The sequence below is a fragment of the Bradyrhizobium sp. URHA0013 genome (assembly GCF_000518345.1).
Lineage (GTDB): Bacteria > Pseudomonadota > Alphaproteobacteria > Rhizobiales > Xanthobacteraceae > Bradyrhizobium.
This window is the reverse complement of the sequence record NZ_KI912426.1, coordinates 1,016,058-1,036,838: the sequence shown is the minus strand read 5'-3', so window position 1 is coordinate 1,036,838 and position 20,781 is coordinate 1,016,058. Positions and strand designations below refer to the sequence as shown.

Annotated in this window: 17 protein-coding genes; 6 read left to right on the top strand and 11 right to left on the bottom strand. The window is 63.3% G+C overall.

Annotated elements, in window-relative coordinates; genetic code table 11:
• Positions 1-6: 6 nt before the first annotated feature.
• The 8 genes from N551_RS0125355 to N551_RS36235 all read right to left on the bottom strand — a co-directional run bounded on the left by N551_RS0125355 (position 7) and on the right by N551_RS36235 (position 8,752).
• Positions 7-828: an ABC transporter permease gene (locus N551_RS0125355; RefSeq protein WP_027569294.1), complete on the bottom strand. Its 822-nt coding sequence runs from the start codon at positions 826-828 to the stop codon at positions 7-9.
• A gap of 7 nt (positions 829-835) precedes the next feature.
• Positions 836-1,642, bottom strand: coding sequence for an ABC transporter ATP-binding protein (locus N551_RS0125350; RefSeq protein ID WP_051462902.1), 807 nt, complete (start codon positions 1,640-1,642; stop codon positions 836-838).
• Positions 1,621-2,376, bottom strand: coding sequence for an ABC transporter permease (locus N551_RS0125345; protein ID WP_027569292.1), 756 nt, complete (start codon positions 2,374-2,376; stop codon positions 1,621-1,623). Before N551_RS0125345 ends, N551_RS0125350 begins: the two co-directional genes overlap by 22 nt.
• Before the next feature lie 2 nt (positions 2,377-2,378).
• A complete protein-coding gene (locus tag N551_RS0125340; protein WP_027569291.1) occupies positions 2,379-3,347 on the bottom strand; it encodes an ABC transporter substrate-binding protein in 969 nt (322 codons plus the stop codon).
• Between the two features lie 51 nt (positions 3,348-3,398).
• Complete coding sequence (locus tag N551_RS0125335) at positions 3,399-4,103, bottom strand: GntR family transcriptional regulator (protein ID WP_035963101.1); 705 nt, start codon at positions 4,101-4,103, stop codon at positions 3,399-3,401.
• A 211-nt stretch (positions 4,104-4,314) separates the two neighbouring features.
• Entirely contained in the window at positions 4,315-5,463 is a 1,149-nt protein-coding gene (locus N551_RS0125330) for an ABC transporter substrate-binding protein (protein ID WP_027569289.1), read from the bottom strand.
• Positions 5,464-6,419: 956 nt separating this feature from the next.
• A complete protein-coding gene (locus N551_RS0125325) occupies positions 6,420-7,445 on the bottom strand; it encodes a glycoside hydrolase family 5 protein (protein WP_027569288.1) in 1,026 nt (341 codons plus the stop codon).
• The gene (locus tag N551_RS36235; protein ID WP_035962326.1) at positions 7,442-8,752 is read right to left on the bottom strand and encodes an O-antigen ligase family protein; all 1,311 of its coding nucleotides are present in this window, start codon (positions 8,750-8,752) and stop codon (positions 7,442-7,444) included. Before N551_RS36235 ends, N551_RS0125325 begins: the two co-directional genes overlap by 4 nt.
• Positions 8,753-8,972: 220 nt before the next feature.
• Between N551_RS36235 and N551_RS0125315 the strand changes: the two genes are divergently transcribed.
• Positions 8,973-10,109 carry a GNAT family N-acetyltransferase gene (locus tag N551_RS0125315; protein WP_027569287.1) on the top strand — a complete coding sequence of 379 codons (1,137 nt, stop codon included), beginning with the start codon at positions 8,973-8,975 and terminating at the stop codon, positions 10,107-10,109.
• 34 nt (positions 10,110-10,143) lie between these two features.
• On the opposite strand, the gene N551_RS0125310 is transcribed toward N551_RS0125315, so the two are convergent.
• Positions 10,144-11,367 (bottom strand): NAD(P)/FAD-dependent oxidoreductase, encoded by a 1,224-nt coding sequence (locus N551_RS0125310; RefSeq protein WP_027569286.1) that lies wholly within the window; start codon positions 11,365-11,367, stop codon positions 10,144-10,146.
• Positions 11,368-11,801: 434 nt separating this feature from the next.
• Between N551_RS0125310 and N551_RS0125305 the strand changes: the two genes are divergently transcribed.
• The gene (locus N551_RS0125305) at positions 11,802-13,148 is read left to right on the top strand and encodes a lipopolysaccharide biosynthesis protein (protein ID WP_027569285.1); all 1,347 of its coding nucleotides are present in this window, start codon (positions 11,802-11,804) and stop codon (positions 13,146-13,148) included.
• A gap of 54 nt (positions 13,149-13,202) precedes the next feature.
• Here the strand turns inward: N551_RS0125305 and N551_RS0125300 are convergent, their stop codons facing one another.
• Positions 13,203-15,296, bottom strand: coding sequence for a GumC family protein (locus N551_RS0125300; RefSeq protein ID WP_027569284.1), 2,094 nt, complete (start codon positions 15,294-15,296; stop codon positions 13,203-13,205).
• A gap of 282 nt (positions 15,297-15,578) precedes the next feature.
• On the opposite strand from N551_RS0125300, the gene N551_RS0125295 reads away from it, so the two are divergent.
• Both N551_RS0125295 and N551_RS0125290 read left to right on the top strand, forming a co-directional pair.
• Positions 15,579-16,754, top strand: a complete 1,176-nt coding sequence (locus tag N551_RS0125295) for a glycosyltransferase family 4 protein (protein WP_027569283.1) — start codon at positions 15,579-15,581, stop codon at positions 16,752-16,754.
• Between the two features lie 30 nt (positions 16,755-16,784).
• On the top strand, positions 16,785-18,320 hold the full coding sequence (locus tag N551_RS0125290) for a hypothetical protein (protein ID WP_027569282.1): 1,536 nt from the start codon (positions 16,785-16,787) through the stop codon (positions 18,318-18,320).
• 27 nt (positions 18,321-18,347) lie between these two features.
• Here the strand turns inward: N551_RS0125290 and N551_RS0125285 are convergent, their stop codons facing one another.
• Positions 18,348-19,271, bottom strand: a complete 924-nt coding sequence (locus tag N551_RS0125285) for a LysR family transcriptional regulator (RefSeq protein WP_027569281.1) — start codon at positions 19,269-19,271, stop codon at positions 18,348-18,350.
• Between the two features lie 108 nt (positions 19,272-19,379).
• On the opposite strand from N551_RS0125285, the gene N551_RS0125280 reads away from it, so the two are divergent.
• Positions 19,380-19,703, top strand: coding sequence for a Dabb family protein (locus N551_RS0125280; protein WP_027569280.1), 324 nt, complete (start codon positions 19,380-19,382; stop codon positions 19,701-19,703).
• Positions 19,700-20,779 (top strand): maleylacetate reductase, encoded by a 1,080-nt coding sequence (locus N551_RS0125275; protein WP_027569279.1) that lies wholly within the window; start codon positions 19,700-19,702, stop codon positions 20,777-20,779. The genes N551_RS0125280 and N551_RS0125275 overlap by 4 nt, the downstream gene beginning before the upstream one ends.
• Positions 20,780-20,781: the final 2 nt, after the last annotated feature.

The following is a 20,781-nucleotide window of genomic DNA, read 5'->3' as shown; positions in this document are numbered from 1 at the left end:
ATTCCCTCAGGTCGCCGGCTGCATCGCGCCCGAAGCGATGTCATCGTTGGCCTGACCAGCGCGCGTGCCGGTCTGCCAGATCGCCGCCTTGCGCTCGATCCACCGGATCGCGGCGTTGAAGGCGATCGCCATGAAGAGCACGAGGAGGACGCCGGCGAACACGTGCGGACTGTCGAGGATCGTGCGGTAGCGCGAGATCAGATAGCCGATGCCGGCCGAGGAGATCAGCATCTCCGAGACGACGACGCCAACGATGACCAGCGCGCCTCCCACGCGGAGCCCCGACAGCACGGTCGGAATCGCCGCGGGAATGATGACGCGAACCAGCCGCTGGCTCAGCGTGGCGCCCATGCTACGTGCCGCGAGCAGGAGCTGAGGGTCGATGGTCTGGATGCCGGCGGCGGTGGCCAGCATCGTTGGCAGGAAACCGTAAATCGAGGCGAAGGCGATCTTGGATTCCGAGCCGATGCCGAGCCACACCGTGAAGACGGGATAGAGGATCACGAGCGGCACTGCATAGAGGCTCGACACTATCGGCATGATCAGGACGCGCGGACCCGGCAGGCTGCCGACGATAGCGCCGAGCAGGATGCCGCCGCCGCAGGCGAAGGCCATGGAGACCACGACTTCGTAGAGCGTCACTGCGAGCGCATGACCGTATTCGGGCGCCTCGGTCCATCCGGCCATCAGCGTCGATGACAGGGACGGCAGGAACAGCTCGGGAATGAGACCGGTGCGCGGCAGCAGCTCCCACAGCGCAATCAGGCCGATCACGATCAGATATCGCAGTGTCTTCGCACTTATCTTCGCAGTCAGCTTGGCGCTCATCTCCGCCTCATGCCGATTTGCGGATATGCCGCCAGATGCGGTCGCGCAAGCTGCCGAAGGCATCGCCGCTCAGCATCTCGTAGGTGCGGGGCCGCGGCAGCTGGACCTGGAGATGATCGACGATGCGGCCGGGCCGCGCCGACATCACGATCACCTCGTCGGCGAGATAAACCGCTTCGGTGAGGCTGTGCGTGACGAAGACGACGGTCTTGCCTGTCGCCGCCCAGATGCGCAGCAGCTCGTCACCCATTGTCATGCGGGTCTGCTCGTCGAGCGCAGCAAACGGCTCGTCCATCAGCAGCACCGGCGGGTCCTGCACCAGCCCGCGCGCGATCGAGACGCGTTGCTTCATGCCGCCCGAGAGCTCGTGCGGATGGCGCCTGCCGAATCCGTCGAGGCCGACCAGCGTGAGCGCATCCTGCGCCTTGGCGCGGCGCTCCGCCTTGGGCACGCCACGCAGGGCCAGCGGAAACTCGACATTGTCTTCGGCCGTCAGCCAGGGAAACAGGCTCGCCTCCTGGAACACCACGCCGACCCTGTCCGGATCGGGCTGCGGAATCGGCGCGCCATTGATCGTGATCGTGCCCGAGGTCTGCTGGCGCAGGCCCGCCATCATCATCAAGAGCGTCGACTTGCCGCAACCGCTCGGGCCGACCAGCACGACGAAGCGACCCGGCTTGATATCGAGCGAAACGTCTTCGAGGGCAACCACGTCCTGGGACCTGGTCTTGAAGACCTGGCCGACATTCTTCACCTCGATCGCGCCGGCGCGCGCGGGAGGCTTCAACAGGGTCACGTTCGCCAATGGCTGCATCGCGTTTCCACCCATCTGACAAGTTCGTTGAAAGTCATGGCAATCGCGGCGACCATCACGACGCCGGCGAGGAGTTGCTTCATCTGAAAGTTCTCGCCCCAGGTCGCGATCTGGTGGCCGATGCCGTCGCGAGAGGCGTACATCTCGGCAAGGATCACGCCGGTGAGGTTGAAGATCATGGAGATTCGCAGGGCCTCCAGCAGCACTGGCAGCATGCTCGGCAGATAGACCCGGAACGCGGCCTGCATCGGAGTTGCGCCATAGGAGCGCGCCACCGTGAGATGCTCGACCTTGACCGACTCCACCGCCGTGGTCGTCGACATGATCACGATGAAGATCGTGGAGAAGTAGCCAAAGCCGACCTTCTGGGCGAAGCCGACGCCGAATACGAGGATGAACATCGGCAGGAAGATCGACTTCGGGATACTGAACGCGAAGAACAGCAGCGGCTTGGCCACGTCAGCGAAGTAACGGTTCTCCGCAACCAGGAAGCCGATCACGGCACCGAAGGGGACGGCTAGCGCGAACGCAGCCAGCACTTCGGTCGCGGTCACCATCAGGTCTTTCCGCACGGCCGCGCGCTGCAGGAGGTCGCCTAGCGTCGCAAACGTGTCGGACGCCGAGGGCAGCAGGCGCGGATTGACGATGCCGGTGCGCGACAGCAACTCCCATAGCGCCAGGACCGCGATGACGATCGCGATCCGTGCGAGCTTGATGGCGAGCGAGTTCTGCATCGTTACGGCTTGGTTGGAACCGGCTTGAACCTGGTCGAGATGACGTCCTCGACCGGCACGATGTCCTTGAGCCCGCCGAGCTTGGCGAGGTCCAGTGACAGCTGCACGGCCGCGTTCACGTCAGGCGCGCCCATGTCGCCGCTGGTCTCGAGTTTCATGATCGTATTGTCGTATTCCAAGGCGGCGATCTCGGCCGGCATTTCGTAGAGCTCGGCGATCAGCTTGACGGTCACATCGCGATTGGCACGCATGAACGCAACCGCGCCATAGAGGGCGTTCACCGCCTTCTGAACCAGCTGAGGCTTTGTCTCCGCCAATTTGTCGAGCACGATCCAGCCTGCCGTGAGGTTCGGCGGCACCGCCGTGGCGTAATCGAGGATCGACTTGGCTTCGCCCGACTTCGAGATCTGGAAGCTCAGCGGCGAATAGACCACGGCGGCCTCGACGTTGCCCGCCAAGAGGTTCGGCACCAGACCGCCGCCCCCAACCGGGACGCGCGTGAAATCGATTTTCTTGTCCTGGAGTGTCCACAGTGCGAGCAGGTCGGAACCGGAGCCGGCGGCGGTGATTGCGACCTTCTTGCCGTTGAGGCCCTTGACGTCGAGCGTCGACTTGGTCGGGACCATCAACTGCCAGCCGAAATTTCCCATCGCTGCATTGGCCACGATCCGTGACATCACACCCTTCTTGCGTCCCGCGGAGACCAGCGAGGGCGGATCGAGGATGATATCGGCCGCGCCCGCAGCCATGCCTTCGAACGTCTCTGCACCGCTGCGGTAGATCGTGAGCTCGGCCTGGATGCCTTCCTTCTCGAACAATTTCTGCCGCACGGCCGTCTCGGCGATCGTCGTCGGCCAGTAAGTCTTGGTCGGCAGGCCGACGCGGATGGTTTCGGCCGCGGCGGCAGGGCCGGCGAGCACGCCGGCTGCGAAGAGCGACGCCAATAGCGCCTTGCGGCGAGTTAGTTTCATGATCTGTTTCCTCCCGGTCTCGGTTTTTCTTTGCCGGATTTTTCCGGATCGTCAGTTCGCGCCGTTCACCTCCGCAATGCGAGGCGCGGCGAGCTCGACAAACTCTTTGGTGATGCCGAAGTGCTTTGCCAATGCGCGAACCGCCGCATCCGCGTCGCGCTTGACGACGGCAGCGACAATCGCCTTGTGTTCAGCCTCGACGTCGCGCGGCTTGCCGACCTCCCTGCGGATCGAGAGGCGGCGATATCGCTCGCTTTGTTCGTGCAGCACGTCGCGGAAGCCGAGCAGCCACGGCGAGCCGCAGGCATTGACCAGTGCACGATGGAAGATGCGATGGCGGACCACCCACTCCTCATAATGCACTGTCGGATCGTCGGGGTAGCGATAGGGAACCGCCTTCAGGTCCGCCCAGGCGGATTTCACGGAGGCAAGCCAGGCATCGTCGCCGCGCTCGATCGAGCGACGGAGCGCAAGGCCCTCGATATCGATCCGGGTCTGCGTCACGTCGGCGAGATCGGCGAGTGACACCGGGCTCACCCGGAAGCCACGCTGGTCGGACGCCAGCACGAGCCCGTCGGCCACCAGTCGGGAAAGTGCCTCACGTACGGCGGCAAGGCTCACGGAAAACTGCTTGGCGAGGCCGGCGATATGCAGCTTCTGCCCCGGAAGCAACCGCGTCGCCAGGATGTCGGCGCGCAGGCGCTCGTGCAACGCAGATGTCAGGCTGCGCGGACCATCTCCGGGGCTTCCGGTCATATGAAACTGAAGCGGACCCATGGGTCGAATGATGGCAAGGCAACGCGGAGGGGTCAATAGAAAATCGAAAATCGATTTTTTCTGCTGAACGCCCGGGAATGGTACGCCCCTATCCCCGATCAACCATCTCTGGATCCCAAACGGACCATCAACCAGGATCAGCGTAGTCGTGGTTTTCCGCGCCCCTCGTACAAGACTGATTGGCGCGCCGCTACTTTGCCAGGCGGAACTTCCCGCCTTCGACCTTGATCAGGAAGGCCGAGCGCTCATCATAGCCGTTGTGATCGGCCTTGCTCATGTTCGACAGCCCATTGTTGAGATAGATGTTCTGCCCTCGCTCGAGTGCGTCCCGCAGAGCCGCGCGAAATTCGGTTGTGCCAGGCTTTGCTGTCTTCAGCGCATCCGGTGCAGCTTTTCCGATCAGCGCGACGACATCCCAGAGGTGAGCAGCAAACATGTTGGGCTTTTGCCCGTTCGCCGCTTCATACGCGGTCACGAACTCCTCCGTCGAGCGACGGAACGGATCCCCCGTGGGAAGATCGGCGGCAATGGTAAAAGCCTCGCCCGCGAATACGGCACCTTCGACGTTCGCGCCACCGAGCTTGATGAACTCCTCACTGGCCACGCCGTGTGTCTGAAATATCTTCCCAGCGTATCCGCGCTCGCGGAGCGCCTGCTGCGGCAAGACCGCCGGAGTTCCTGCGGAAGCAATGAAGACGGCGTCGGGATTGGTCGACATCACCTTGAGCGCCTGACCCGTGACGCTGGTGTCGGCGCGTGCATAGACCTCGTGTGTGGTCACAGTCAGGCCCAACGCGGGCGCGAGGCGGCTCACCTCCTTGTAGTAGCCCTCGCCGTATCCATCAGAAACGCCGATATAGCCGAGCGTCTTCACGCCTGATGTCGCGATATGCTTGAGGATGGCGGCCGCCATGAGGTCATCATTGGGAACGACCTTGAAAGCCCAGGCGCGCTTCTCATCCATCGGTTGAACGATGGCGGTAGCGGCGGCGAGCGACAGCAGCGGCGTCTTTGATTCGAGCGCGACATCCAGCATCGGCATGGTCACCGGGGTCAGAGAGGAACCGACCAGCACGTCGACCTTGTCCTGGATCACCAGCCGGCGCGCGTTCTGGACCCCTTTGGTCGAATCCGACTCGTCGTCCAGGACAATATAGGTCACCTTCTCTCCACCGATCTCTTTCGGAAGAGCGGCAACCGTCTTGAGCTGCGGTTGGCCCAGTGCGGATCCCGGGCCACTTGCCGAAATCACGATTCCAATTTTGATGTCCGCGTGAGCAGCATGTCCATAAAGGACGCATGCCACAAGAAGCGAGGCTCGCGCGAAACCGATCTTCATGTCCTGTTCCTCCCTGTCCGCTTCGATGACTCCGCCGGCTGCATCAGGCGCCCCGACTCGAGCTTGCATTGCTCCCCAGGACACGGTCGCCGCTCAAGAGGCATGTCGTCCGACATACGCGTTTCCTCCTGCGGTCCCGAGCAACCGGGGCGGGCCATGCTAAGCGGATCGCAGCAACGTGTCTGTCCCTAGCGTTAGGGACAAGTCATCGGTGCCCGAACCGGAATATTGGGGTGGGCGGACGCACAGCCGCGTTCTCGCGGCGCGTTTCGCCCGAGCTTTGCTTGGTCACTCCACCCTCAAATCCAAGAGGGCGCAGGGAAGGCCGGGTGCCGGCTGGCACCCGCGGTCCGCTGCGCGAAGATGTAGCGCAAGGAAACCGCACAGCAGCATACAGGTGTAGCCAATCACTCGGCCTTCCCTGCGCGATGGTTGGACGGCTTATGCCGTTCTCTCCCGGGAGCCGAGTCCCTTTTGGCCTCCCTCGCCTTCGCGAAAGTCACCGGCGCCGCGCCGGTTGACGCAAGTGCCGCATCCGCAAGAGCTTGACCGTAGCAACGACGGCCAGGACCACACGGTTTTGCCGTACGCACGGCCCGCCATTTCGCCGCAGTTTTTCCAGCCCTGTCGACGGAGCCGGAAACTTACAGACGAGACGAAGCCTAGCAGCGCCGCTCGTCGGAACGAAGCCTTGGGCTCACGGAGAGCAATCCGCCCTGCCCACGCCTCTCGTACCCGAACGCTGCCGCGTCCACCGCAAGCCCGGCTCGCGAACATGACGACCACAAGATCGCCCCTCAAGGATTGAGCCGGGACGGCCGACACATACGCCGTTTCCGAATTTCGGTAAAGCGGAATATTTTTGTGGGATGGGGTCGACGGGGTGGCGGGTGTTTTGCCCGACGGGTCCGGCCCCGGCACCCCTTCCGCGAAATGAGCGGACTCGGGACGCGATTTCAACGCGTCGGCGGCATCAGCGCACGCAGGATACCCGGCTTCCAGGCTTGGCGCGCACTGTCGAACGCCGCGAAGTCGTGATCGAACTGCCAGTAGGCCCATGACCAGCCGAGCCTGTCGGCGCTTCTCGCCACGAATGACAAATATCTCTGCCGGCTGTCGGATGGCGCACGCTCGTATACTCCGAACTCGCCGACATAGACCGGGCGCTGCTCTTTCTCCGCCCAGAGGCTCATCTTCCTGAAATCGGCGGCAGCTTTCGCTTCATCCTCCGGGCTGCCCCAATCCAGGGGCCCGATCCGCGAAAACGTCGGAGACCACGGCGCGCCCTGATGGGTGAACCGTATCGGCGCGTAATAATGAAACGTGACGATGAGATGCCTGTCGTCGACCGGCAGAACCAGCTCGTCGACGGGGATCTCGTCGGTGTTGAGAACGGCGGCGATGACCGGCCGTTCGGGATTGGTGCGGCGGATAATGCCGAGACATTCATTGAGGAGCGAATTCCAGCTGGCGGACGTCATTTCTCCACCAGGCTCGTTCAACACCTCGAAGACGAGTGCCGGATATCTGCCGGCATAGCGCTCGGCGATCTGCCGCCAGAACGCCTTGAGCTTCTCGGCGCATTCGGAAACATCGCGCTGGCAAAGGTGGGTGTCGTGCTCGTCGACGATGGGAACGAGCTTCCTCGCGAGAACCTCCTCGATGACGGCGTCAAGCCGCCTCAGGACGATCTCGTCCAGGACATTCCCCGGGCCCATGAACTTGAAGCCGAAGAAATTGATCCTGACATGCGCGAACCCGGCCTTCTTGATCGCGGTCAAATTGTCCAGGCGAAATGGCGCGTTTTCGCCGCCTTCCCAGATTCCATCGTAGCCGAGAATGTTGATACCGCGACCCAGTTTTGGCGTGTCACGGGAGGCGGCCTGCTCGGCCCCCTGGGCGTGGGAGGACAGCGATGCAAGGAAAACCAACATAGCCGCAAGATTGAAGCTTCTCGGCCAACGCGAGCGCATGGCGGTCATACTGCTTCCATTCCTGAAGCCTGGAATTCCGCCGGTCGCACCGGCCTGCACGTCGCAAAGAAAAAGCCCACCAGGAGCACCGATGTGAACATCGTCGAACGAAGGAACGTCGTCTCCGTAAAATTGGTCTGAAAGCTGAGGACGACAAATCCGATGATGAGGGCACAATGCGATCGGTCGATCGTGCGAGCGGAAATCAGATGGAGGATCTTGTGCGAGAACAGGAGGACGCTCGTGGCAAAGAGCGTATACCCCAGAAATCCGGTTTCCATCAGGATCGCGATGTAGCCGCTATGATAATTGTCGAGCACCCAGCCGTGGTTCTGTTCGAAATAGTCGTAGATCGACGGGACCGTCCAGAAGCCGTTGATGCCGAATCCGAGCAGCGGCGCATCGTTGAAATGGCTGATCGCGTAGTGCCAGATGAAGGTCCGCTCGGTGAAATCGATACTGGAATCGCCGATATGGATGGCGTCGTATCCCGTCGCGTAAAAATACAGGATCAGAAGTCCGGCCAGAATGCACATGACGAACGGCAGGAGCGCATAGAGCCTCATGCAGCCGACCGACCACATCGAGGTCACGAGCATGGCGCAGGCGGCCAGAGCGACAGCGCCGGCGCCGCGCGATTCCGACGCGAAGACACAGGTTGACGCCAGCAGGAACACCGCGAGGAATGCCAGCCACCCCTGCCCCGTCATCTTTCGATAGCAGGCCAAGAACATCAGATACGCGCCGACGAAGCCGAGCGTCTGCTTCGATTCGTAGACGCCCTGCCATTGACCGTTGTGCATCCAGCTGTGATCGATCCCGATGTCGGGCACGGCCACCGCACAGAAAGCCGACGCGGCGACCAATATGAACAGCCCAAAGGCCGTGGCTTTCACGATTTCGTCCAGGTCGACGCGCGTGACGAGGCAAAATGCACCGAACGTCGTCATCGCAAGCGCCGCGCTCTTCATGATCGCCGCGACGCTCAGGCTGGACCAGAACACCGAGACAATTGCGAAGGCGTAGAATGCGACCAGCGCCGCCATATCGGGGTTGACCTGCAACCGCAGGCGCGGCTGCACGAATGCACTTGCGTAGATCAGGACAGCCCACATCAGAAGGGCTATGGCCTGTTGCAGAAAGCTCAGCTCCGCCGGCAGTAGCGCGGCGTTGAAGATGCCCATCGATGCGACCACGTTGATGGTGATCGAACAGGTGATCGCGAACCTGGCTATCTTCTCGACGCCAACGCTGCGCGTCGTCCAGATCGCGCTCCCGGGTGCTCCGGAATCCACCTCGGTCTGCAGGCTGGCCATGAGATGACCTTCCTTAAGCGCGGTTAATAATTTGCTAGCGCAGGTCGATCTCCATCGCTGCGACGCGACGCCGTTGCGAAATTAATGTTTTGTTAACGATATGAGCCTTGCGCGACGCATTAATGCAAACTGCACGCCGCCGGTGTCTCGCCCGTAACGACCCTGCTATAAAGCGCAGGTCCGGCTCGACCGTCCCGAGCTATCCGGTTTCCCTGGTATCATGAACAGACCTAGCAGCACGTTCAACATCGCCATCGAGCAGGGATTCGACTTCCTGTCGCCTGATTACGCGGAGCTGTTTGACAACTCGGCCGCCACCGCGTTCCAGCATCCGCTCTGGCTCGACACCCTCTACACCCGGCTCGCGTCTCATGCAGGCGCAACGCCTCTGGTTGTCGTGGTCCGCCACCGCGCGACGGGCGCCCTTGCGATGGTGCTGCCCTTGCTGCGGATCCGGCGCGGCCCGATACGGACCATCGAATTCGCAGACCTCCGCGTCTCCGACTACCTGGCGCCGGTGTGCAGCCCGCAGGTATTTTCCGAGCTGCTCAAGGACGAGAGTGCGTGCGCGGAAATCAGGTACCTCGTCCGCCCGTTCGATCTGCTCCGAATGACCAAGCTGCCGGACGGACGGCTTCCGATCGAGAACCTCCTGGCTACGCCCCGCCGTGTCGCGATGGAGTCCAATGCCTACGCGACCGTCCTTGTCGCGCCGTTCGAGCAATGGCGCGCCAGCGCGATCGACCGTTCCTACCAGAAGGAGCTCGCAAAGAAGTCCCGGCAGCTCCAGAAGAAGGGCGATCTGAGTTTTTCATGCTGCGGCGACAGCGCCTCCGTGATCGAGGCGCTAGACGTGATGCGCAAATTCCGCGGTCCGCGCTTTCAGGCGCAAGGCGACGGAGATCTGCTCCAGCGCCCCGAATATTACGGCTTCTATTCCGAGATGGCGCAGCGCGGCCTCGGCTCCTTTGTCCGGCTCTATGCCATGAAGATGGATGGCGAGGTGATCGCCGCCGTGCTCGGGCTCTGCCATCAAGGCAGCTTCCTCGTCATCATGAGCGCCTTCGACATTGCGGGATACAAGAGCCAGTCCCTGGGCGCGCTGATGTTCGAGCAGGTCGCGAAGGACTGCATCGAGCGCGGGGATCAGATGCTCGATTTCACTATCGGTGACGAGCCCTACAAGAAATTGTTCGGCGCGCAGCCCTCGCCGATGTGGGCGGTCACGCAGGCCGGCAGCACCGTGGGCGCCATTTCCTTGTTCGCACTGAAACAGGCTCCCTGGCTCAAACTGGCCGCCAAGCGAATGTCGGAGTTCAGGCTTCTGCCGACGCGGACGTCAACGCCCACGCGCTGACCGGCGCGAGGCCCCCCCGACGATACAACGGCTCTCAGGCGCGTAGCGCGCTTCGAACATGCGAGAGCCAGCCTGGCCGCATTTGATCGACCCGGTGGGTGATCGTGCGTCGCAGGAAGTGCAGCCGCCGCCGCACGTCCCAGCCGATATCGTTGCGGGACGTCAGGGCCTGCCGGAAGCGCGCCATCTTCAGCGACTGCTGGTCAGCCGCGATCTTGTCAGGGTCGGAATAGAATTCCGAAATCTTCTCCTGGCTCATGCCCTCGGTCACCAGCCAACGCGGCGCATATTCAGTGCAGAGGCGGTCGACGTCGACCAGCAGGCGGGCAACGCCCGTACCCGCGGCCGGGCAATTGGTCTGGAAGGCATCGCCGATGAGCACGACGCCGGGCTGGAGATGCCCTTCCACGACGGACAGGTCCATCACCCAATTCTGCACCCGGTCGATCACGTGGAAATCGCCGAGGTAAGGCCGCAATCCCGGCAGCAGGCGCAACACCGTCGCTTCCGGTTCGCGGCGCAGCTCGCGCATAACAGGATCGGCCGGGTCGCGGAACATGAAGAGATTTGCCCGCATGCCGGCCCGCACGGGAAACAGGCTGAGATAATCGATGCCGTCCGCCGTGCGCTCGCCGTAACAGGTTAGCGCCTCGAAATCGAACGGCACATCGTCCCGGCGCGCGATCGTGAAGCCAAACGTGACCGAATGGCGCTCGGCCAGCACCCGCCGCTTGATACCGAGCTTGTAGCCGAGAACGCCCGCCATGCCCGTGGCCAGCACGACAAGGCGCGCTGTCATGCGCCTTCCGGACGCGAGCTCGATATGCTGGATATCTCCGCTACAGTTGACGGCCGTGACCTCGTCGACGATCAGGCTGGACGGATCGGGCAGTTGACTGCGCGCCATGGCGACGAGATCGGCATACGGAAGTCCGTAAGCCCGTCCGACGCTGACATCGACCACCTTGCCGTCCCTGATATTGAGCACCTGATCATATCGGCAGGCCACCTTGTCGAGCGCGTCGAGGAAGCCCAGCTTACGCAACATCTCCAGCTGGTGGCCGCCGATTTTCTCGACCCGGAACTCGTCTGGATGGACCGCGCGCTTGTCGACGAGAGCGACACGATGCCCTGCCCGCGCGAGCACGGCCGCCGCGAGCGAGCCCGCGAGGCCGCCGCCCACGATCGCGATGTCGGCGCCGATCGTCGGCGGGCCGGCTTCGGCAATCGGCTCCGTCACGTTGCTGTCCGCCGTCATGGTCCAGGCTCCCACGGTCAACGATGATTGCCCGTGCAATTCTCTCGCCTGATGTCGCATCGCAGGACCAAACGCGATCATTTCTCGATATCTCGGTTAATGCAGCGGAGACCTGCCCGGCACGATGAGAACCGGCACGCGCCTTGCTCGGGATGGCCCATTCCCGGCGAGCCGGTCCGCATTCCAGCGGCTCATCTCGCCTCATCGGCCGTCGATGCGGCGCTATGCCGCCACGCGATCAGGCCGCAGTTTGCTCTATCTGGGACAATGGGGTCAGCGATGTTCCATAGTGAAGCAACAGACATGGCCGCGACATCGCGGCGGTCGGCGGGATCATGGAGGCTGCTCATTAACACTCGTGGTTTTTGGCCATGCTAGGCTGTCGCAAGTAATCGGAAAGTGTCTCTTCAAGGAAAGTTGCCTCTTAAATTTCCATGATCGAATCCATCGTCCAGTTCATGCGGCGCGACGTGACGCGCGGTGTTGCCGGAACCATCCTTCTCAAGGTTGGTAGCGGCGCGCTTGCGTTCGCGTTGTTCTCGCTTGCGGCACGAACGATGTCGCCCGATGGGTTCGGCATCTTTGCGACCTGGCTTTCGGTGGCCCAGATGGCAGCGGTCGTCGGTCTGGTCGGCCAGGAATCGCTGCTCGTGCGATTTCTGAACGAGTATCGGGTGGGAAATCAGCCCGATCTCACCAAAGGCGTGCTGCTATCGAGCCTGAAGATTTCCTCCGTCGCGATGCTGATCGCGATCGGCGCAATGGCGATCGGCGCGAACATCAAGGGCGCCTCGTGGCTGCTGGTCATCGCGGTGTCGGCCTACACGGCCGTGAATGCGGGACTGATGCTTGGCAGCCAGATCGCTCGCTCGCTGGTCAGCATTCTCATGGGGGAAGGAAACAGGGAGTTCTTCTGGCGCGTCAGCGTCGTGCTGTTCCTGCTCGCAATCATGTGCGGCCATCGCCAGCTCGATCCCGCCGAATTGATCGCCGTGATGACGATTGCCATGTCGGTCGGACTGATTGCACAGATCATCGCGATTGCGCGAACCCTGCCGGATTTCCGCGGCACGGCGGTGGGGTCCGAGACGTCGCGCTGGAGATCGAGCGCGCTTCATTTCTGGGTCGCGTCCATCCTCGAAGCAGCGAACCAGTATTTCGACGTCATCCTGGTCTATTGGATGCTGGACCCGACAACCGCCGGAATTTACTTTGCCGCTTCGCGCCTGGCCAACATCTTCGCCATGCTGTCGGCCGCACTGTACAGTTTTGGCGCACGTCGGCTCCCCTCGCTGTACTTCAGCAAGAACCACCAGGAATTCGAGCGAACGTTGCGGCTCATGGCGGAAGTGACCGCGGTGTGCGTGGTCAGCGGACTTCTCCTGATCTGGGTTGTAGGTCCCCATCTGCTCAACCTGTTCGGGCCACATTTCGCTGCGCAGCACTGGGTCCTGATCGTGCTCGCGATCGGAACGGCGTTCCAGGCGGCGGGCGGTCCTTCTGCGGCGATCTTGCAGCTGACCGGCTATGAGCGCGAGTATGTCCCCGTGATTGCCGGAAACGTAGCGCTGCGGCTGGTCGGATTTCTCGTCCTCATTCCCTGGCTCGGCGTTCTTGGCGCAGCGATCTCGGCCACTGTGTCGCTGGCGCTCGCGACCGTCGCTCTCAACATCCTCTGTCGCCGGCGAACCGGGGTCGATCCTTCGATTTTGGGACTTCTGCGCTTTTCGCCATCGAAGCCTAGCGCCTACGCGGTCCGTGGCGCGGACTCCGGCGAATAGATCTCTGGTCAGCCGAGGCAATGGCGCGGCTCGGCAATCCGTTGCCGGGTGGCGTCAACCAGCCAGCCCCAGCACTTCGCCGCGACGCGACGCGGACGGGCCGGGCGGCACACGATTGACGACGATGCCGGTCGGCACGCCGGCAAACCGGGAGAGCGCAGCGATCGCCCTGCGCATGGCGGCCGAGTCGACTGCGTCTTCGCGCGCGACCAGCATGACAAGATCAGCGTGAGCAGCCAGCGCTGCCGCTTCCGGCTGCAACGCCAGGGAGGTGGCGTGGACGACGATCAGATCGAACTCCGAACGGATATCGTCCGCGGGCGGCGGCCCCGGCCTCTTGCTGGCGCTCAGAAGCTCATCGACGCTGCGGAAATCTGCAGTGGTCATGCCGTCGGCCTGGCCCTTGGCGAGGCCGGCCCCGGCACCGCCGAGATCCGGCTCGACCCGGATCAGGACGCTCAGCCTCCCAGTGTTCACAGCCCATCGATTCAGCGACCGCGCGACGGTGTTGCCGCCGGCGCGCTGCCCGACCGACATCACGAGGACGACCTTGCCACGAGGTCCCGGCACCTTCTCCAGCCGCTCCAACAGCGGACGCAGATGGGGACCGAGATCGAGTTCGGTCGTCGCGGACACCGGAGCTTGCCAGATGTTTCTGGGGACTTCGCCAGGCGTCAGGTCGGGAATGCGGGCCCACACCGGCGGACGTGACCAGGTCGCGGGCTGGCGCGGAGCCGACTCGGGGTCGCGGGTATCAGGAACGGATTTGTCCGATCCGCGTCCCGTGGCGGCAACGACCGCCGTCGATGTCAGCAGCGAACCGATCGCGAGAGCGGCGAGCAGCAAAGACAGCGGTGGAAGGGTCGAGCGCAGCGGCGGAATGGCGGACGACGCAATCTTCGTCTGGGAGCTCTGCAAGAGGCGCTGCTCGTTCGTCGTCTTGGAGCGCGAGAGGAACTGCTCGTAGATGTTTCTGTTGGCCTCGGCGTCGCGCTGCAGCTCCTGGAGGCGGACCAGAGCCTGACCATCGACCAGAAGCTGCGATTCCGCCGCCTTCATCTGGCCTTCCAGCGCCTTCTGCTGCTCGCGCTGGGCCTCGTATTCCGATTTTGCGGTATCGATGCCCTTCGTCCGCTCGACCTCGATCTGCCTGTTGAGATCGGTCAACTGGCTGTACGACATGACGAGGTCGGGATGACGATCGCCGAACACCGCCCGCTTCTGCGCAATCTGGTCATTGAGCGCCGACCGCTGTGCGCGCAGGGCGCTCAGCAGATCCTGCTTGACGGGGCTATCGACATTCGCCTTCACGTCGCGCTGTGCCTGCTCGTAGCGGGCCTTCGCCTCTTCGGTCCGGGCCCGCGCAGCGGCAACCTGCTGCGACAGTTCGGTGACCCGCAATTGCTGGGTGGTGGAATCCTTGCCCGCGTTGACGATCCTGTGCTCGAGCTTGAACGTGGCGACGGCGTCCTCTGACGCCTTCAACCGTTCGTTCAATGATTTGAGCCGGCCACTGAGCCAGTCGGCGGCCTCGTCGGTCGCATCGGTGCGGCTGCGGCCCTGGCTGGCGACGAACGCCTCGGCGATGGCATTGGCGTAGTAGGCCGCCCGCTCCGGCCGGTTGGAGGTGAAGCGGATGGCGATGACATAGGTCAGCCCGCGACGGGAAATGTCGAGGCGGTTGCGGAATCTCTCGAGCAGGCGCGCGGGGTCGCTATGCCCCCCGGAAATGTCCTGGTCATCCCGAATCTTGAGCTGCTCGATCAGCGGCTCGAGAAAGCCGTCGGACTTCGCCACTTCGACCAGGCTTTGCAGCGCGGCGCTATCCTGCCCGATGCCCGGCAGAACGTCCTGCTCCGAGGTCACGCGTTGCTCGCGGGGATCGACCACGACCAGCGCGGTCGCCGCAAATCGCACCGGGATCACCAAGAGAACGACGACGCCAAGGCCAAAAATCGCGAGAGCGAGCGTCAGGATGCGGCGAGCGTTGTCCCGCATGAAGGAGAGCGCGCCCGCGGCCGTGAGCGCACCGCCCAAGCGCGCGGCGGACTCGCGCGACTCGCCGCTCGACGCATTTTGAGTCTGCCACGACGCGGCAACACCGGTCGATCCGGAGCTTGTCGGGTCTGCGCGGCGACCGAACGTCATGGATTTTACTCGGATTCAACTGGCGAACACTGTTCAGTGCCTGCTCCAACGTAAATATCTATGGTTAATCCGGGGTTACCCGCGCCTGGCGCGGTCATGACCAATTGGTTAACGCGCTCGCTTCACTTCGTCCGGAACCAGCGGAATTCCCTCGCGAACCGTGCCCTTGCGGCAGGGCGCACATTAACTCCGTTTATTGCTAGTCGGTGTCCGCGCGAGGCCTCCATGGTAAGCACGGAGTTAAGAATGCGAAAAATTCGTTTCTCTAGTGGGTCGGGATCCGTGCTCCATTACCAGCCAAACAAGGCGTTGGGCGAGACCACTGCGACAGCACTCGCGCCACCCAACGGTGGCGGACGAAAGCTGCACGTGCTTCTCGTACAGACCCAGGCGGAGAACGCGGGTGCGCAGGAGATCTCGCGCCTGCTTGGCGCCGGGCTGACCGCCCGCGGCTATCGCGTCACCAATCTGTTCTTCTTCCGCAAGTCGGATTCGTTCGATGAGCCGCCCGACACCATCTATTGCGCGTCGAGCCGGCCGGGAAATCCGCTGGCGCTGCTGCAAATGCTGTGGACGCTCGGCGGCCATCTCAGGGCCACCAGGCCCGACGCCGTTCTGACCTTTCAGCACTTCGGCAATGTCATCGGCGCCGGTGTGGCGCGCCTGATCTGCCGCGTGCCTGTCATCGCCAATCAGGTTTCATCCGCGCTGTCGATGAGCTGGCCGGTCCGCACCGCCGACATCGTCATGGGCAGCCTCGGCTTCTTCGACCGCATCACGCTCAACTCGCAGGACATGCAGCGCGAGTATTCGCGCTACCCCAAAGCTTATCGGGCGCGCATGGTGCACGTCCCGCACGGCTTCGACGACAAGGCGCTCACCCTGACGAAGCAAGCTGCGCGACAGAAATTCAATCTGCCGCCGGAAAGCACCCTGCTCGGCTGCGCAGCAAGATTGCACCCGCACAAGCGGCTCGACGCGGCGATACGGCTGCTGCCGGATCAACCCTCCTGGCACCTCGCACTGGCCGGCCAGGGAGCCGACGAGGCCCGGCTGCGGCAGTTGGCGGACGAGCTGAGAGTATCGGACAGACTGCATCTGCTCGGCGAAATCACCCCGCGCCAGATGGCGGAGTTTCTCGCCGCTCTCGACGTGTTCGTATTTCCGACGCAGGCGGAGACCTTCGGCCTCGCCGCTGTGGAGGCCGCAAACGCCGGCGTTCCCTCGGTCGTCACCGATCTCCCGGTCTTGCGCGAGGTGTTGTCCGTCGAGGGAAAGCCGACAGCGCTGTTCGTCGATGCCGCCGATCATACCAAGCTGTCGGCCGCGGTCTCCAGGCTCCTGACGGACCAAAAACTGAGCGACGAACTGCGGCAAAACGCCAAAGGCCTGAAGCTGCGCTATTCAGTGGACGCCATGGTGGAGGAATACGTTCGAATTCTCGGCCAGGTCATCTGATCGGGACGCATTGAAACGGATCGGCTCGACATGACCATCGAGTTTCGCTGTGAAATTGAGCATGCGCGGCAGTGGATGGGCCGCGACACGCTGTCGGTTGACGGCCGGGATGTACCGGTCCAGATCGCATGGACGGCAACGGCGGAGCCGCGGCCGACCGGTCTCGACATGCTGTTCGAGCTCGAACGTTTGGTGTTGCACAAGGGCAAGCACAGCGGCACCGACAGGCTGAAGATCAGTCCCGAACGAATGCAGGCTCGCGCCGGCACGGCAGACGTCATCGTCGATTTCACCGGTGGCGCGCGGGATCCGAACTGCTCCGCCCGGCAGTATCTCCGCCCGCTGTTCAATGGAGTCGCAGGCGAAAACGCAGCTCTTGCCGCCATTCTCGCCGGCGATCTGCCGGTGATCGAAATCGTCGACGAGGTCGACGGTGCCGTCCTCGATCGCGGCCACCCCTCCGCCGAAATCGCGGCCGGTCTGAGCGGCGGACTGGAGACCGTCATGGCGCGAACCCTGACCATGGTGGCGGCCATCCTGTCGGGACGGCCGCGCATCGTGCCGCTGATGGCACGACCGGCCCGAATTGGTAACGGCCGCCCGCCGGCGGCGTACGTCGCGCGCGGCCTAGCGACATCGATCGCCAAGGAGATCTATCGCCTCTGCTGCTATGCCCCGCACTGGCATGTCGGATGGCGCTTTAATGATGGCGCCGGCGTCTGGCAGACCGGAGATCTGTCGGGGTCCCGCTGGAACGTCCTTGCCGATCCCGGAAACCACTTCTACGCCGATCCTTTCCCCATCACCTGGCAGGGGCGAACATTCGTCTTCTTTGAAGACCTCGATCACCGGGTTGGAAAAGGAATCATTTCGGCAATCGAGTTCGACGATGCCGGTCCCGTCGGAGAGGTTGTGCCCGTGCTGAACGAGCCTTGGCACCTCTCCTATCCGTTCTTGATCGAGGACGATGGCGCGTTGTGGATGATCCCGGAGAGCTCGACCAATGGGGACGTCGCCATCTACAAATGCGTTCGGTTTCCGGACAAATGGGAGCGGCATGCGACGCTGCTTTCGGGCGTCGAGCTGGCCGATGCCACGATCACGCGGCACAACCGCCTGAACTATCTGTTCGGGGCTTGGCGCGACGGCACCGGCGGCTATTCGGATTCGCTGGCGATCTATTACGCCGAGCACCTCATGGGCCCGTGGTTGCCGCATGCCAGCAATCCCGTGCTGATCGATCGCGCGACCACGCGGCCTGCGGGGAATTTCGTCACCATCAATGACGAATTGTGGCGCCCGGTCCAGGACTGTGCCGGCGGATACGGGGCAGCGCTTGCCCTGGCGGAAATCGTCGAACTCTCGCCGACGACGTTCAAGCAGATCATCCGCCACTCTCTTCGGCCAGGGCCAGCATGGCCCGGCAGGAAGTTGCACACCTTGAACCGCTGCGGCCGGCTCGAGGTGATCGACGGATCGCGTGTCCAACCCAAGACCCGCGCCCTCACCAGCAAATTTCCATCGACTGATTTGTCACCGCGAACCAATCCTTTCGCCGCCAGCTAGCGCGGTGGCTGAATTCGAAAATGTCGCTCACTTCGCCGCGTCGATCCAGATCCCCGGCTGCGAATGCTCGCGGATGTGGGTGACCAGGAAGTCGGAAAAGACCCTGATCTTGGCGGGCAGTCCGGCACGGTTCTGGTAGGCGATGTTCATCGTCAGCAGCGGCAGCTCCCAGTCCATCAAAACCGGGACGAGACGGCCCGCCGCGATGTCGCTTTGCACGATATAGAGCGGCTGGATGAGGATGCCGAGCCCCGCCAGTGCTGCGCCGCGGATGACTTGCCCGTCATTGCTGTCGAGCGTCGGCGTGATGCGGACAGTCTGCGCGCCGTTGCCTTTGCGCAGGCGCAGCGAATAGGGATCGTTGGCGAGGTTATAGACCAGCATGTTGTGGCGCGCGAGATCGACCGGCTGCTCCGGCTCGCCGCAGCTTGCGAGATAGGACGGCGCAGCAGCGAGCACCCGCCGCATCTGGCCGATGCGGCGGACGATGATGTTCGAATCCGGCTCCTGCTCGCGCGTCCTGATCGCCACGTCGATGCCGGCCTCGATGAAATCGGAGTAGCGGTTGGCGGTGGTGATCTGCATGTTGAGCTTCGGATAGCGCGCGCGGAAGGCCGGCAGCATCGGCGCCAGATAGATCACCGCAAAGGAAAGCGAGCTCGTGACCCGCAGCGTGCCTTGCGGCGACAGCGCGCGATCGCTGACGATGTCTTCGGCCTCTGCCAGCTCGCTCAAAACCCGGCTCGAGCGCTCCAGCAGTACCTGCCCCGCCTCCGTCAACCACAGCCGACGGGTGTTGCGCTCGATCAGCCGGACCGCAAGGCGCTCCTCGAGCGCGCTGAGATGGCGGCTCGCGGCAGCATTCGACATGCGCAGGGCTTCGGCAGCTTTGGACATGCTGCCGAGCTCGGCCGTCTTGGCGAACACTTCCAATTGGAGCAGGCGGTCCATTTTTTCGCAAACAGGAAAAGAGACTTACGATTATTGAGCTTTATTTCCACATCCCGCAAGTCAAAATGGACCAAACACAAGCAGGATAGCAGGCGAGGAAACAGGGAAATGTCGGGCCGGATCAGGCACATCGTGATGTGGCGGCTGCGCGGGGAGACGCCCGCGGAGCGGGCCGCCGCCCGGGTCAAGGTCAAGACCCTGTTCGAGGGCTTGCGCGGCCGGATCGACGGCCTCACCCATATCGAAGTCGGCCTCGACGTCAGCGATGTCGACTACGCCTGCGACGTCGTTCTGTTCTCCGAATTCACCGATCACGCTGCGCTCGCGGCCTATGCCACCCACCCGGAACATTTGCGGGTGCGCGAGGCGCTGGGCGACTTGCGGATCGGACGCTTCCAGGTCGATTATCCCATCAAAGAGACCGGCACATGATCGGTACGTTCACCTTTGAAAACCTGCCCTGCCGCGTCGTGTTCGGCAGCGGAACGCTGGCTTCGGCCAAGACCGAGGTCGAGCGGCTCGGCGGCAAGCGCGCGCTGGTGCTGACAACGCCGCAACAGGAGGCGCAAGGCAAGAGCTTGGGCGCGGCGCTCGGTCCGCTCTACGCCGGCATCTTTCCGGGCGCGACCATGCACACGCCGGTCGAGGTCACGGAGCGGGCGCTCGCGGCGATGAAGGCGTGCGAGGCCGACTGCGTCATTTCCCTCGGTGGCGGATCCACGACCGGGCTCGGCAAGGCGCTGGCCTTACGCACCGGGATCAACCAACTCTGCATTCCCACCACCTATGCCGGCTCGGAGATGACGCCGATCGTCGGCCAGACCGAGAACGGGCTGAAGACCACGGTACGCGACGCCGCCATCCTGCCCGAGACCGTGATCTACGACGTCGACCTCACTTTGACGCTGCCGGCGAGCCTGGCCGCGACATCAGGCATCAATGCGATCGCGCATGCGGTCGAAGCGCTCTACGCGCGCGACACCAATCCCGTCACGTCGCTGATGGCGGAAGAAGGCATTCGCGCGTTGGCACGTGCGCTGCCCGCCATCGCCGCGAAAAGCGATGATCGCGAGGCTCGCACCGAAGCGCTCTATGGCGCCTGGCTGTGCGGCGTCTGCCTCGGCACCGTCGGCATGGCGCTGCATCACAAGCTCTGCCACACGCTCGGCGGCACCTTCGACCTGCCGCATGCCGAGACCCACACCATCGTGCTGCCGCACGCGCTGGCCTACAACGCGCCGGCCGTGCCCGACGCGATGGCGAGGATCTCCCGCGCCATCGGCGCCGCCGATGCATCGCAGGGACTTTTCGAGCTCGCGAGGCGGCTGGGTGCGAAGGTCGCATTGCGCGACATCGGCATGCCCGAAAGCGGCATCGACAAGGCCGCGGATCTCGCGGTCACCAACGCCTATTGGAACCCGCGCCCGCTCGAACGCGACGCCATCCGCGACCTGATCGCGCACGCCTGGGCCGGTGAGCCGCCTGTCACCGGCAAAGCGGTGGCTTGAAG